The 13817-nt window shown below is 37.2% G+C and carries 13 protein-coding genes and 1 pseudogene; 6 read left to right on the forward strand and 8 right to left on the reverse strand.

Going from position 1 to position 13817, the window contains the following annotated elements:
• Positions 1–223: 223 nt before the first annotated feature.
• Positions 224–880 (forward strand): fructose-6-phosphate aldolase, encoded by a 657-nt coding sequence (gene fsa, locus P8O70_06400; GenBank protein ID MDG2196505.1) that lies wholly within the window; start codon positions 224–226, stop codon positions 878–880.
• A gap of 86 nt (positions 881–966) precedes the next feature.
• Here fsa and P8O70_06405 read toward each other — a convergent pair whose 3' ends face one another.
• Both P8O70_06405 and P8O70_06410 read right to left on the reverse strand, forming a co-directional pair.
• On the reverse strand, positions 967–1350 hold the full coding sequence (locus tag P8O70_06405) for a hypothetical protein (GenBank protein MDG2196506.1): 384 nt from the start codon (positions 1348–1350) through the stop codon (positions 967–969).
• A 514-nt stretch (positions 1351–1864) separates the two neighbouring features.
• Positions 1865–2836: an ADP-ribosylglycohydrolase family protein gene (locus P8O70_06410; protein MDG2196507.1), complete on the reverse strand. Its 972-nt coding sequence runs from the start codon at positions 2834–2836 to the stop codon at positions 1865–1867.
• 597 nt (positions 2837–3433) lie between these two features.
• Between P8O70_06410 and P8O70_06415 the strand changes: the two genes are divergently transcribed.
• The 5 genes from P8O70_06415 to P8O70_06435 all read left to right on the forward strand — a co-directional run bounded on the left by P8O70_06415 (position 3434) and on the right by P8O70_06435 (position 10322).
• The gene (locus P8O70_06415) at positions 3434–5419 is read left to right on the forward strand and encodes an ABC transporter substrate-binding protein (protein MDG2196508.1); all 1986 of its coding nucleotides are present in this window, start codon (positions 3434–3436) and stop codon (positions 5417–5419) included.
• Between the two features lie 784 nt (positions 5420–6203).
• Positions 6204–7199 carry an ABC transporter permease gene (locus tag P8O70_06420; protein ID MDG2196509.1) on the forward strand — a complete coding sequence of 332 codons (996 nt, stop codon included), beginning with the start codon at positions 6204–6206 and terminating at the stop codon, positions 7197–7199.
• A 9-nt stretch (positions 7200–7208) separates the two neighbouring features.
• The gene (locus P8O70_06425) at positions 7209–8309 is read left to right on the forward strand and encodes an ABC transporter permease (GenBank protein ID MDG2196510.1); all 1101 of its coding nucleotides are present in this window, start codon (positions 7209–7211) and stop codon (positions 8307–8309) included.
• A gap of 5 nt (positions 8310–8314) precedes the next feature.
• On the forward strand, positions 8315–9310 hold the full coding sequence (locus P8O70_06430; protein ID MDG2196511.1) for an ABC transporter ATP-binding protein: 996 nt from the start codon (positions 8315–8317) through the stop codon (positions 9308–9310).
• A gap of 19 nt (positions 9311–9329) precedes the next feature.
• The gene (locus P8O70_06435; GenBank protein ID MDG2196512.1) at positions 9330–10322 is read left to right on the forward strand and encodes an ATP-binding cassette domain-containing protein; all 993 of its coding nucleotides are present in this window, start codon (positions 9330–9332) and stop codon (positions 10320–10322) included.
• Here P8O70_06435 and P8O70_06440 read toward each other — a convergent pair.
• From P8O70_06440 to umuD, 6 genes and pseudogenes are all read right to left on the reverse strand, one after another.
• Positions 10314–11453, reverse strand: coding sequence for a sialidase family protein (locus tag P8O70_06440; GenBank protein ID MDG2196513.1), 1140 nt, complete (start codon positions 11451–11453; stop codon positions 10314–10316). The genes P8O70_06435 and P8O70_06440 overlap by 9 nt on opposite strands.
• A 298-nt stretch (positions 11454–11751) precedes the next feature.
• Positions 11752–12102, reverse strand: a complete 351-nt coding sequence (locus P8O70_06445; GenBank protein ID MDG2196514.1) for an SDR family oxidoreductase — start codon at positions 12100–12102, stop codon at positions 11752–11754.
• A gap of 138 nt (positions 12103–12240) precedes the next feature.
• Positions 12241–12558, reverse strand: a complete 318-nt coding sequence (locus tag P8O70_06450) for a cupin domain-containing protein (GenBank protein MDG2196515.1) — start codon at positions 12556–12558, stop codon at positions 12241–12243.
• Between the two features lie 49 nt (positions 12559–12607).
• On the reverse strand, positions 12608–12991 hold the full coding sequence (locus tag P8O70_06455) for a hypothetical protein (protein ID MDG2196516.1): 384 nt from the start codon (positions 12989–12991) through the stop codon (positions 12608–12610).
• Positions 12992–13155: 164 nt separating this feature from the next.
• Positions 13156–13302, reverse strand: a pseudogene (locus P8O70_06460) (cupin).
• Positions 13303–13311: 9 nt separating this feature from the next.
• Entirely contained in the window at positions 13312–13752 is a 441-nt protein-coding gene (gene umuD, locus P8O70_06465) for a translesion error-prone DNA polymerase V autoproteolytic subunit (protein MDG2196517.1), read from the reverse strand.
• Between the last annotated feature and the right edge of the window lie 65 nt (positions 13753–13817).

The raw sequence follows: 13817 nt of genomic DNA on the forward strand, positions 1-13817 counted from the left end.
GTCACCCAAAACTGTAGGATTGAAAATAATGATCGTTTATTTATTGATTCTTGACTTAATGGACAATCTGTAAGATCAATTTAGATTCTAAACTTATTGGGAAGTTTAGTTTATTGAGGAATTTTCCGATAGTAAGAAAACACATGATTTCAATGAATCAATATTGTTGTGTGAGTAATTAAGGAAAAATGATAAAACTTTTAATTTTATTTAAGGCTAATCAATGAAATTCTTTGTAGATTCTGCTGATGTAACTGAAATAAAAAAACTCAATGATATTGGTATCGTTGATGGTGTGACTACCAACCCAACTATAGTTGCTAAGTCAGGTCGTCCCATCAGAGAAGTGCTTGCTGAAATTTGTGATATTGTTGATGGGCCAGTTTCTGGTGAAGCTGTGGCAACTGATGCAGAAGGAATGGTAAGAGAGGGACTGTGGTTGAGTGAGATTGCTGACAATCTTACTGTAAAAGTACCTGTAACAACCGAAGGCGTAAAGGCTACTAAGGTTTTGAGCGAAAAGGGAATTGCAGTGAATGTAACAGCTTGTTTTAGTGCTGGTCAGGCCTTACTAGCAGCTAAGGCTGGTGCAACATTTATTAGCCCATTTGTTGGTCGATTGGATGATATTGGTGTTCATGGAATGCAGTTAATTCAGGATATTCGATTGATATATGACAATTTTGACTTTGAAACAGAAATTTTAACAGCTTCAGTAAGAAGTGTAGGTCATTTGTTGGAAGCTGCGCGCTTGGGCGCTGATGTGGCGACGGTACCACCGAATATACTTTGGCAACTCTTTGAACATCCAATGACTGATTTAGTCGTTCAAAAGTTTCTACAGGATTGGGAGAATACTGGGCAAAAACTAGGAGATTGATTGCTGACTTACTAGATTATATAAAAATTTTTCATTTCCCTAGTCAAAACAAATAAAGACTATGAGTTATCTGAAGCGGGCTTGGATCACTCATAGTCTTCCCAATTCCAGTCCTGCCCTTCGCTGGGGTCATAATCTAGTTCTTTTAAAGTAGTATTCTGACTGATGATTTTTCCATCCTTGTAATTGAGTAATGTGGTAACTGAATTGAAAATTTCTGCATCTCTGTATTTGTTGAAATACTGCAATTCCAGTAAATCACCATCTTCTGAAACAGTTTTCGGTGGTGTTATTATGAGTGACTCAGCAAGGGCCATATATACTGATTTATCTTCATCAAGATTTACTTTGACCTCTGTAAAGACGTCACTTGAAGAATATTCAGCATGGTATATTTGATCAACGAATGAAAAATCTTTTTCTTTTGCTCCAATTCGCCAAGCCTTGTCAAATGCTTCTGCCCTAGTCACTTGCTCTCCTTATGCTTTAAACCGTAATTTTATTTTTTGTAAGAGTGTAGCTCACTAACTGCTTGCTACCAATCATTCGTAATCTTCCCAATTCCATTCTTGGACTTAATTCACTTTTCATTTGCCACCCTTGAGATTGATTGGAAGGTTGATTGAACGAACAAAATAATCATGACAATGAAAGTCTCAAAATAGAATCAACATGCTACAGAGGTAGTATTGATTATGAAGGCTAGCCTGCTAACAGGCTGGGATAAATGAGAAAATGCAATCAGGATTGAGATGGAATACCAAAATGGAGATTTGATTAGATTTTCAATATCAGCTAATTTCTTTTTTCTAAATTTGGGAGAGGTAGTTTACTATGAATAAATTTTGAACCAACTTTAACAGACACACTTATCTATCAAAGATAAATAAATTATTTTCAATCAATTTTAATTACTCACCAAAAAAGGAAGGTGCTGTTCAGTAATGGTTTTTTATTTGGTTTCGCTTGGTTTCACTAAGATTTCTATTCAAGATTTAATTTTCCTAAAATACTTTGAACCTCTGTAACGGAACCTGTTTTATCAAGCCACTCTTTTGGAATTGTTTCTTCACCGTGAATAGCTCCAAGTAAGGATCCGACCTGTATCGCTCTTGAGCAATTACAACCTCCTGCAAATATGCTCAACCGAACACCCTCCTCGTAAGAGTTTGCTTTCATAACCGCATGTAGGGCCCCTTGAAAAGTCCCTGAATAGCGACAGGCTTTACCAACTTGTTGGACAAACTCGGAATGATCAACTTCTGACGCAGAAATAACCTGCTCTATTTCTTTGGTTACCTGCTGAGGAAGTCTATATATTTTAGGATTTTGGGCTAACTGATGAATTGGGTATTGCTCACCAGACAAGGCAAGTTCAAGTAGTTGTAAAAAAGCCAAAGCATGGTCTTCACAAAGGTGTCCACCAGCTACTATTTTTAAAGCTTTTTGACTCAGAGTGGTCCTTTGTTCTGGTTTAGAAACCAGCCACACTGGCAATGCGGCACAAAATCCATCAATTTCATCAGCAGTTTCAGGGCCAACTGGAATTTCTTCAGTGTGTGAAAAATTTTCTAACATTGTGGTGACCAACCCGTGGCGCCACGGACCATTGATTGGTGTGGGCCATCCTTTTTCACGAACTTCTGGAGTGTAATTGAGTTTTCTCTTTTGAAAAGCTGTCTCATAAGGTGTGTTTTGACCAAAATGAGAAACTACATGCTCCATAAAAATTCTAGGCTCAAAAACACCAGAATTATGGTTAAGAGACCTCAACATTACCAAACTCAGATCAAAATAGGCGCTGTTGGCTCCGGTGGGTAGGGTGTAAAATGGAGATTCACTTTTTGGCCAAAATTCAGGATTTGCTGTTCCACAAATGAGTTTCTGAATTTTTTCAGTATCATAAATCCAATGCAGTGGCCGTGCAGCAGCATCTGCAACGGCTGCCCCTAGCAAGATTGCTCTGCTGTTCTGAAGAATTTTCATCCAAAATAGTAAAATAAATGTTAAAAGCTTAATTACAAATATATTTGCTATTTTATCAAAAAAGATTCCTCAGTCTTTAAAATTCTTTTTCTTCTCAACCCGGAGTTAAAAATTCCTTAAAGAAAAAATTAAGAATTTAATCAGCAGGTTTGCAAATAAACAATTGAAATAAATGTGTTTATTTATGTTGCGCTGACTCTTCAAATTTTTTTCTAGATATTTTTGAAGAGGCAAAAAAATCTTTGATGGACTCGATCTCCTTGAAAACATTCGACCACAATCTTCAATTTTTACAGTTAGAGTAATAGTAGATCTGGGAGTTCTAACACCAGTGATTTACTTTGCAGCAGATCATCCTTCAATAGTTTCAACTGCTATAAGCAAGTTTGTGGAAGCCAATTGATTGTCGAACTGATTAAATCTCAACCACTGGGCAGTTTTCACGATATCTCACCTCTGCAGTCCAACTGTGGAATTTTCCTAAGTCACAGGACCGATTCAAATTTTGTCTTGCATAAATAATAAGAAGAGAATAAATGAATTATTCAACCCTAATTGGAGGTCGTTATGTGTAAATTTTACAGAATGAAACTAGCTCTTAGCTATTTACTTGTAATCACCATTTACCCAACCACAATTCTCCTTGCACAAGAAATCAACTTTATTGACAATTTTAACGCAATAAATTTAGGGGATTATCAGAAAAAAAATAATCCTATCAACACCTTTCAGGAAGCTCCATTGCTTCAATCCAAAGTGAAGAAAGGGCTGATTCCAAAATTGCAGGATCGGCTACCAAACAAAGAAGATATCTTGGTTGTAAGTCCCCGAGGGAGTATAGGAATTTACGGTGGGGAAATTACATTTAATGCGACTAATCCAACATCATTTGGGAATACAGGCTTTACGGCATGGGATCAACATTTGATGGGATATACTACAAACTGGGAAGTTCTAGTCCCAGAAATTGCGAAAAGTGTCGAGTTGAGTGACGACTTCAAAAGTGCTGTTGTTACACTCAGGAAGGGCATGAAATGGAGTGATGGCAATGCATTTGATGCGGATGATATCTTATTTTGGTATGAAGACATAGTTCAGAACCAGGATTTGCCGAACATGCCAAGGCAACTAGCACCAGGAGGAATGAAGGTAAGTATTGAGAAAATCAACGACCATCAAGTCAAGTTTGGGTTTGAAAATCCGTTTCCGAGCTTTGCTTTGGCATTGGCAAGATTTAGCTCAGGATTCCCGATGGCACCACACCATTATCTGGAAAAATGGCATATTAAATATAATAAAAAAGCGGAAGCCCTTGCCAAGGAAGAGGGATTCAACAACTGGATAGATGCTTTTGTATTCCATTATAATGGCCAGACGGGACAGAACGATTTTGATATCAACATGCCAGTACTCAAACCATGGCACCTCAAAAGAGTGGATGAATTTGGAAATAAATTTTATGAAAGAAACCCGTACTATTGGAAAGTGGATACTGAAGGAAACCAATTACCTTACATCGATAGACAAGTTCGATTAATAGTTTCAGAACCGGAGGTTGTAAAACTGAAAGTACAATCTGGGGAAATTGATTATGGTTTCTACAACTTAAGAGTTGAAGATCTGCCAATTCTGAAAGCTGGTGAGGAGAAAGGAAATTATAAAACAATCCTTTGGCCTGCTGCACAGGGTTCAATGCAGAAATATCAATTCAATATCACTGTCAAAGACGAGATACTGAATAATTTATTTAATGATGTAAGATTTAGACAAGCAATGTCACTGGCAATAGACAGGAGTGATATTAACCAAACATTATTTTTTGGGCTTGCAAAACCAAGACAGTGGGGGGTCGAACCTACTTCACCATTTTATGAAGAATGGATGTCAGATTACTATGCGAGTTACGATCCACAGGAAGCAAATAGGCTGTTAGATGAAATCGGATTGAAAAAAGGAGCTGACGGTATAAGAATTCGGTCAGATGGTGAACCACTGACAATTGTACTTTGGGATGCTATCAAAAGAATTCCCTTGAGCGAGATCGTGGCGGAGTACTGGAGAAATGTAGGAGTCCAAGTAACAATTAATCCTAGTACGCGAGAAGCATTCAAACAAGCACTGATTGCGAACGAAGTCCACGCATCGGTTTGGTTTGCTGACGTTGTTGCAGAAAAAGATATGTACCAAAGGCCAATATGGTTTCGGCCACCTTACGGTATCGATTCAACTCCAGTTGGTGGTGGCTTGGCTTGGAGAGAATGGTGGTTTACGAAGGGTATGAAGGGAGAAAAGCCTGAGGATCAATATTTCATAGATCAAATGGATTTAGTTGGTAAATGGCAAATGACTAAAATGGGCTCAGCAGATTATCATTCCCTTGGAAAGGAAATTGTGAAAAGGACATTGGAACGAATGTACCATATTGGTACTGTTGGAGAAGCACCTGAAGTATTTGTGAGGGCAAAGAATCTAATAAATTTCCCACCAGATGAGGGAACTGTTTATATAAATCATCTTGTAAGTGGTCATTCAGACCAGTGGTATCTTCAATAAAAGAATAAGCCTTTGGAAGAAATCTGTGTTAGAAGAAATCTTTGATAATAATCATAAAAGAAAGGAAAATAAAATATAAATTTAGATAATGAAAAGAAAGAGCTGAAAGCTTTTTACCATAAGTGCATGGGGTTGAGTGTACAATTAAAAGAATAAAGTAAAATTAAGCTTCCAAAAAAAGATTATTATGAATTGCTGGTAGTGAATAATCTGCCAGCAATAAACATCACTTGATGTGAAATTATTGAATACAAAATACAGATAAAATCTCACGAAGAATCAAAATTCCCCGCCTAATTACCCGTAGTAAATCAAAAAGACTCCTCAGAATTATCAAGTTTAGTAAATAGAAATAGGTATTTACGCCTATTCTTTTGGCGCATAATTGATAGGCCACTCAAAAGCAATAAAAAGTTAAATAGGTAAATATAATTCAATCCTAACAGGTTATATAAAATAGGATTTTAATTCAGTAGGTTAAATCAAAATTAAATTTTCAAGAAATTTGCCAAAAGATATTAATCAAACAAAAAAATCTAAATAAATATGAAAATTAAAAGAAAACTATTTATTATTTGAAATTCGGTAATTTGGAAAAAATGAATAAATGAAAAATCATTTAAAATTTAAAAAAAAGTATAAAAAGTATAAAAATGAAAGATTTGAAAAGAATATTTTGGTTGTTCTGTACATGAAAATTCAGTTCAAAACAATTTAGTTATTTAGATGAATTAGAAAATACTTAACAAAAAAATATTTAAAATTTAAAAAGATCAGTAGGAAAATGTTGAATTTTCTTTTAAAAAGACTTGTCTACATGATAATTGTCTTAGGCTTGGTATCAATTGCTTCATTCTACATTGTCAACTTACCACCCGGAAGCTGGATTGAAAGTTACGCTATCGAATTAGATAATAGTGGGGAAATGGTTGATGAAGAAGAGTTAATATACCTAACTGAAAGATATGGATTAGACCAACCCATTCATATTCAATACCTGAGATGGATGGTTCCTATACTAACCGAGGGTGATTTTGGTCAGTCTTTCGAATGGCAAAAACCTGTATGGAGTCTCATTAAGGAAAGACTGTTTTTAACAATGGTAATTTCTACTCTTTCCTTGGTTTTCATATATTTAATATCGATCCCAATAGCACTTTACTCTGCAACAAATCAATATTCATTTTTTGACTATATATTTACATTTCTGGGTCTCATTGGGTTAGCAATTCCAAATTTCTTACTTGCTTTAATTCTTATGATTGGCCTGACGCACTTATTTGATTTCTCACCTGGTGGTTTGTTCTCACCTGAATACTTACGAGCTGAATGGAGTTCATTAAAATTCTTGGATCTTTTGAAGCATTTGCCAGTACCAATTATTGTGATCGGAACCGCTGGAACTGCAGGAATCATCAGAATTCTCAGAAGTCTTCTGCTGGATGAACTTGAAAAACAGTACGTAAGTACTGCACGAGCTAAAGGTGTGCATGAATGGAAATTAATATTGAAATACCCCTTCCGTATGGCGCTCAATCCTATTTTAAGTACTATCGGAACTCTCTTGCCTTCAATTGTCTCAGGTTCAGCCATAGTTTCGGTTGTACTCGGACTACCTACAACTGGGCCATTACTGCTAAGAGCGTTGATTGCGCAGGATACTTATGCAGCATCCAGTATGTTAATGATGTTAGGGGTATTAACAGTTATTGGTATATTTTTATCTGATATTCTATTGATGATACTTGATCCTAGAATAAGGTTCGAAAAATCAAATTAATTACCCAACATGCCATTTGAAACTCCAAAAAAAGATGTTTATTCCCAAAAAGAACTTATTATCAATAAGTTTAAGAAACATAAGTTTGCAGTTTACTCTTTCTACTTCTTAATATTCTTATACATAACAACAACTTTTGCAGAATTCTTTTCTCCATATCCGACCTTTCAAAGGAATCGGGAATTTCTTTATGCTCCCCCTTCATCTCTACATTTTTTTGATAAATCTGGCAAATTTTCGTTACTTCCTTTCGTTTACGATCTCAAGGGTGAATTAGATATTAAAACATTTCAGCGAACTTATTTTGAGAATGATAAAAAACGATACCATCTTGTCCTTCTTCCAAAGGTTGAAGCATATGGAATTCTCTTCTTTACACTAAATAGAAAATTTATTGGTATTGAAGATGGTGGGCAGTTGTTCTTTATGGGAACTGATGGACTAGGTAGGGACATTTTTAGCAGAACCCTTTATGGTATAAGGACATCGTTATATGTTGGTTTAGTTGGTTTATTCTTTGGCTTGATACTCGGTTTATTCTTTGGTGGTATTTCAGGATATTACGGTGGTAGTATTGATAATTTAATTCAAAGATTTATTGAATTTATTCAATCATTACCAACCTTACCACTTTGGATGGCTTTGGCAACACTAGTGCCTCCAGATTGGTCACCAATTCAGGTCTATTTTAGTATTTCTATTGTTTTAGCTATCATTGGCTGGACAGGCTTAGCTAGAGTTGTAAGAGGTAAGTTAATTAGTTTGAGAGAGGAAGATTACGTTCTGGCGGCAAAAGTTTGTGGTGCACGTGAGTCAGATATTATTCTAAAGCACCTGCTTCCTGGGTTTTCCAGCTATTTGATTGTTCACCTCACACTTGCTATTCCAAGTATGATCCTTGGTGAAACATCACTTAGTTTTCTAGGTTTAGGTATTCGCCCGCCCGCTGTAAGTCTTGGCACATTATTGCAAGATGCTCAAAATGTTCAAACAGTAACAATGAATCCATGGCTCCTTTTTCCTGGCATGTTTGTGATTATTATTGTTCTAGCATTTAATTTTTTGGGAGATGGTATTAGGGATGCCACTGATCCTTACAAGCACCACTAATCACTATGATAAAAGTCGAAAGTAAATTACTAGAAACTATTGATTTGAGTACTACTCTTAATGTCGATGAGGGCAGATTGGTCGCCGTTGACCATATGGACGTTTCTGTCCACCGGGGAGAAACCTTGGGAATAGTTGGTGAATCTGGGTGTGGCAAGAGTATGTTTGCTCAATCAATCCTAAGAATAGAACCTAAATATGCTCAGATTAGGGGAGAAATTAATCTTTATTCTGAGCTTGGCAACAAAATTGATTTAGCGAATTTTGCTCGGAACTCTGGCGATCTGAGAAAAGTAAGAGGTGGTAGAGTTAGTATGATCTTTCAGGAACCAATGTCAGCTTTTTCTGTATTGCATACAATTGGCAATCAATTGAAAGAAGCTATCTTTCTTCACAAAACTACTAACGAAACTGAGGCTGAAAGAATTGCTTCTACCGCATTGGAACGAGTTGGAATTCCCAACCCAAGACAACGCCTTAAAGATTATCCACATCACTTTTCTGGTGGTATGCGACAACGGGCAATGATTGCCATGGCTCTTTCGTGTGAACCTGAATTGTTAATTGCTGATGAACCGACGACTGCTTTGGACGTCACGATACAAGCACAAATACTGAGCCTAATGAAAGAGCTCCAAAATGAAACTGGAATGGCCATTATTTATATTAGCCACGATCTGGGTGTCATAGCTAACATGGTTGATAAGGTAATTGTGATGTACTTGGGTAAAATAGTAGAACGGTCTTCAGTAAGAAATTTATTTGACAATCCTTTGCACCCTTATACGAAAGCCCTGATTGACTCTATTCCACGGATTGGTAAGACCAAGAAACAAAAGTTATTTTCAATCAAAGGGGTTGTTCCTGCTCCATTAGAAAATCGGAGTGGTTGTGACTTTTATGGGCGGTGTGAAAAAGCTATTCATAATCTTTGTAATAAGAAATCACCACTTTTGTCTGAAATTAACAAAAATCATGAAGTAAGATGTTTTCTTTATTGATGATTTTAATAAGACATATATGCAACCCGAAAACATTTTAGAAATTCATAACCTTAGTAAATATTTTCCCGTAGAGAAAGGTTTGTTCAAGAAAGTTGTCGGCTTTGTTCGAGCTGTAGATAATATCACCGTCTCCATAAAAAGTGGTGAAGTCCTTGGAATAGTTGGTGAATCTGGCTCAGGTAAAACAACTCTCGGAAAATGTATTTTAAAAGCCACTGAAATTACGAATGGTAAAATCCTCTTTCGTGAAGATGCAGGGAATATTACTGATATATCAACCTTAAATAAAAAGGAATTGAGAAGATTACGCAAAGAATTAAACATGATCTTTCAAGATCCTTTCTCTTCATTATCACCTCGTATGACAGTGAATCAAATAATTTCTGAACCACTTGTTATGCATCAATACATGAAAACAGAAATTCAAGATAGAGTAAAATACCTTATTCAAAAAGTTGGATTACAAATTTCTCACTTGAACCGGTATCCTAATTCTTTTAGTGGAGGTCAACGACAAAGGATTGGAATTGCCCGTGCTTTAGCAACTAATCCTAGACTAATTGTTGCTGATGAACCAGTATCTGCCTTAGATGTCTCTATCCAAGCTCAGATTCTGAATCTTTTGCAGGAATTAAAAGAGGAATTGAACTTAACTTATCTTTTCATTTCTCACAATTTAAGTGTTATTGAGCATATATCAGATCGGGTAATTGTTATGTATGTTGGTAGGGTTGTCGAGTCAGGTTCTACAGTTCAAATCTACTCTAGGCCACAACACCCCTATACCAGGGCACTTCTCTCTGCCTTACCACCGCCGAACCCTGGCTCAAACTTCCAACCTGAAATTCTACCCGGTGAAGTTGCCAATCCTGCTAATCCTCCATCTGGTTGCCATTTTCATCCTCGTTGTAGTCAGGCTACCGAATTTTGTTCCATGAATAAACCAGAACTTAGAGATCTTGGAAATAATCATTACTCGGCTTGTTTCTTTTCTGAAGAGTTAAGTTAGATTTTCTTCCACGTACTTAATAAAGTTATTAATTCTGTGAAAAGTACAATAATTTGCATTGTGGGCGTTATCAGCACCGCCCGTGTTATCATCGAAAGCTGTTCTTGACACAAAAATTATATCCTTATCATCAAATTCAAAATCAATATATTGAAAAGCGTGCTTGTGGGGATCCTCATGGATTAAAAGATGTTTTATAATTTTCCATTCAATTAGGTCTTTTGAGGCACTTAATGCTAATTTGTTTCTGTAAGAATTGCTATCTTGAGGGTTAATGATACTAAAATAATATTCACTATTTGGATCTCTTTTTACTACAAACTTTGCTCCCCCTCCAGGAAAATTTATTCGATCTTTTTCTTCATCATGATTAAGTGTTTTTCCATCCTCATTTACATACACTAGGCTTGCAGGCTCATCTTCTTCGATAAATCCCTCTCTACCAATACCACCCGAACGTGTTCTCAAATTTGTTCTCAATATATTTACTATTTGGTTCTTTGGATTTACAACAACATTACCTTCTATCCATTGGTAATTTTCCCAAGATTTGATTGAATTTGAAAATTTCCATGAATCTCTTCTAAGTAAATCGGCACTTACACTTGCTGAAAGGACCAAACTTTCCCAGTATCTCCGATCTGGATGGGGGGCATATTCAAACGCCTTCCAGATTCTGTTTTTATGTAACAAGACTGAAGTTGGTGCTGTATGATAACCTTCTTCATCTGTTAAGAGTCCTGTCGTTTCATTTTTTACCTCTGACCAGGTTCTTCCTTCATCAGTTGATTTTCGTATTACGATCTTGCCATTCAATCGTCCTAAATTATTGTCGCAGTGGTCAGTTCCGAGTAGATAGATAACCCCATTAATATTGAATATTTTAGACCAGATCTGATCCTTTATGTTTTTTATGTAGACCCATGTTTCACCCCCGTCATTAGTTTCATAAATGAATGTCTCGGAATAGGAAGAACCTTTGCCGAAATAAGAATGAGATACTAAGTACCTTTCTTTTGCTATTTTAATAATTGAAGGGCATCCCACAAAACTTTTAGTCTGTGCAGGTACATGGTGTATGATGGTCCCTGGTACTTTGTCAAATACTATTGAATAATTCTGTCTTTTCATTTTTTGATCCAATTTAGGTAAGATAATTCTACTATTTTATCATGCCAACCTTATAGAAACAAGAGCTATAGAGTGCTCTCTAAAAAAACTAAGAAAATACAATTATAATATTAACAAATTATTCAAGTGGAAGAATTTCTCTGGGATCAAAAATTTTGATATTATGAAACTTTGCTGTTTTCAGAAATCAATTTCTTATTAAGGCCATACTCTGGTTTCTTCTTTATCTTTGGTGGCTACATAAATTTAAATTCCATTGGCTTTCCTCTCACCTAGATAAGAATATCGTCTGAATTTTCTACTGATTTGACGACCAGAATTGACAACTAGATTCAATCACCTCGCACAAACGTTTTGTAGCCTCTGTACACAACTGCTTTGGTTCTCCAAAAATGCCTTTGAAACTGATGACATGACCCAAACAGGATACCACGGCATCATATCCCTTTACCAAATCAACTATCTGCTCATCCGAAAGGTCAAGCTCACTGGCTTCAACGAGATTGATGTTGGGATGTTCTAAAATTTCAGCAGGGAGTCTGTTGCATGAACGCACAATAATACGAACTTTGTGATCATTGGCCAGCGACTGTTCAACCACCAGTCGTCCTGTTTGTCCAGTTGCACCAGCGACCAAGATGGTTTTCACGACCTATACTCACTGAGTATTTTACGTAGACCTCTCAAAAATAATTCCCTTCAAAAAGTTTTGGATAATACCTGAACTTGCCAGAGGCTCAAATCAAACCCAGACATCATTGTCAGCGATTATTTCACCTCTAGTTTCTCAAGTATTGACCACTCCCCTTGGTTCAACCAACAACACCTTGCACTCCTCATCAGCGAAGGGCTTGTGTTCTTCCCCACGGGGAACTACGCACATCTCTCCCTCACTCAATTGAACCGTCCAGTCTCTGAATTGAATTCCCATTGAGCCTTCCAGCACAATGAAGGTCTCATCGGTGTCTGCATGACTGTGCCAAGTGAACTTCCCTTTGATCTTCACCAGTTTGAACTGGTAGTCATTCATTTCAGCAATGACTTTCGGGGACCAGTGTTCTGAAAAGAGTTCCAGCTTGTTTTGGAAGCTAATTGGTTGGTTCAAAGGGAGTTTTACACTGGCGGTGTCAAACAGCTCTCAAGTTAGCTTCTACCTAGTCAGCAGGGTTTACCACATCCGAAATTGCAAACATCTTCCACCCGTCAGCAGTTTTCTTGAAAGCGTAGAATGCGCTGACTTGCTCAATCAAGGAACCGTCTTCCCTGAGCCGACGCACATTCCTGCACAACAGATGCACCTTGGTTTCTGTCATGGCCACTATATCGATTTCAAACGAATCACTGCGATGCCAACCTTTCGCCTTTTTCATTTCTGTGGGAGATAGTGGAAACTTGTCCAGCACATTGATCTTCCCGTTGCCAATGTGGGTTAACGGGAACTCAATACAAGCATTGATACCATCCATATCTTCACGATTGAACGCGTCAAGGTATGATTGATAGACCTCGTATAATTCTGCTCTCAACTCACTTTTCATTCGCAGCCTTTTTTGTTGATGGGAGATCTGATGGAAGGGTCAAAAGAAAATGTATAACGAAAGTCCCTGATCGGAGTCAAAGAGTTAAAGATCTTGAGTTGGTTATGTGATTGAGGAGATCTTCTATTCGGCTGGGATAAACAACTGTAGGCACTCGACAATGTGTCGCTATCAGGGTGCTTGTGCCATGTTAACTCGCCTTTGATCTTCACCAGCTTGAACTGGTAGTCATTCATTTCAGCAATCACTTTCGGGGACCAGTGTTCTGAAAAGTGGTTGAGTTTCGATTGGAAATTAATTGGTTGGTTCATACCAGCTTCCTAGAGCTTATGAATGACATGGCGCACGACACCCCAGATCTGGAAATCATCATCAACTGAAATGGGAATGCTCGGATAGTCTGAATTTTCTGGCTGCAGCTCAAAAGACTCTCGAGTCTGCACCAGTCGCTTCAGAGTGAACTCTCCATTGAGAGAGGCAATCACCACTTTCTGATTGGGCTTTTTCTTGGAGCGGTCGACGATCAGTAAATCCTGATCAAAGATTCCAGCACCAGTCATTGAGTCTCCATTAGCACGGACAAAGAAGACGTTGTTGGGATCTGGAATCAGGTACTGATGTAGGTTGAGATAACCGTCATAGTAATCCTGAGCAGGGCTGGGAAAGCCTGCGGAGACCATCGATTCGAATAATGGACGCTGGTACTGGTCTGCAATTGGGGAGTTAACTGGTAGGACGAAGGTGAATGGTAATAGATTCATAATGATAAATGTTTATTAAATTGCATAGAATTTAAAATTTTGCTAAAATAGCAAATCAAATTGTT

The sequence above is a fragment of the SAR324 cluster bacterium genome, assembly GCA_029245725.1.
Classification (GTDB): Bacteria; SAR324; SAR324; order SAR324; family NAC60-12; genus JCVI-SCAAA005.

Coding starts and splice junctions, on each gene's coding strand:
- P8O70_06430 (MDG2196511.1), top strand. CDS start 8,315: ATGATAAAAGTCGAAAGTAAATTACTAGAAACTATTGATTTGAGTACT.
- P8O70_06425 (MDG2196510.1), top strand. CDS start 7,209: ATGCCATTTGAAACTCCAAAAAAAGATGTTTATTCCCAAAAAGAACTT.
- P8O70_06415 (MDG2196508.1), top strand. CDS start 3,434: ATGTGTAAATTTTACAGAATGAAACTAGCTCTTAGCTATTTACTTGTA.
- fsa (MDG2196505.1), top strand. CDS start 224: ATGAAATTCTTTGTAGATTCTGCTGATGTAACTGAAATAAAAAAACTC.
- P8O70_06435 (MDG2196512.1), top strand. CDS start 9,330: ATGCAACCCGAAAACATTTTAGAAATTCATAACCTTAGTAAATATTTT.
- P8O70_06455 (MDG2196516.1), bottom strand. CDS start 12,991: ATGAAAAGTGAGTTGAGAGCAGAATTATACGAGGTCTATCAATCATAC.
- umuD (MDG2196517.1), bottom strand. CDS start 13,752: ATGAATCTATTACCATTCACCTTCGTCCTACCAGTTAACTCCCCAATT.
- P8O70_06420 (MDG2196509.1), top strand. CDS start 6,204: ATGTTGAATTTTCTTTTAAAAAGACTTGTCTACATGATAATTGTCTTA.
- P8O70_06440 (MDG2196513.1), bottom strand. CDS start 11,453: ATGAAAAGACAGAATTATTCAATAGTATTTGACAAAGTACCAGGGACC.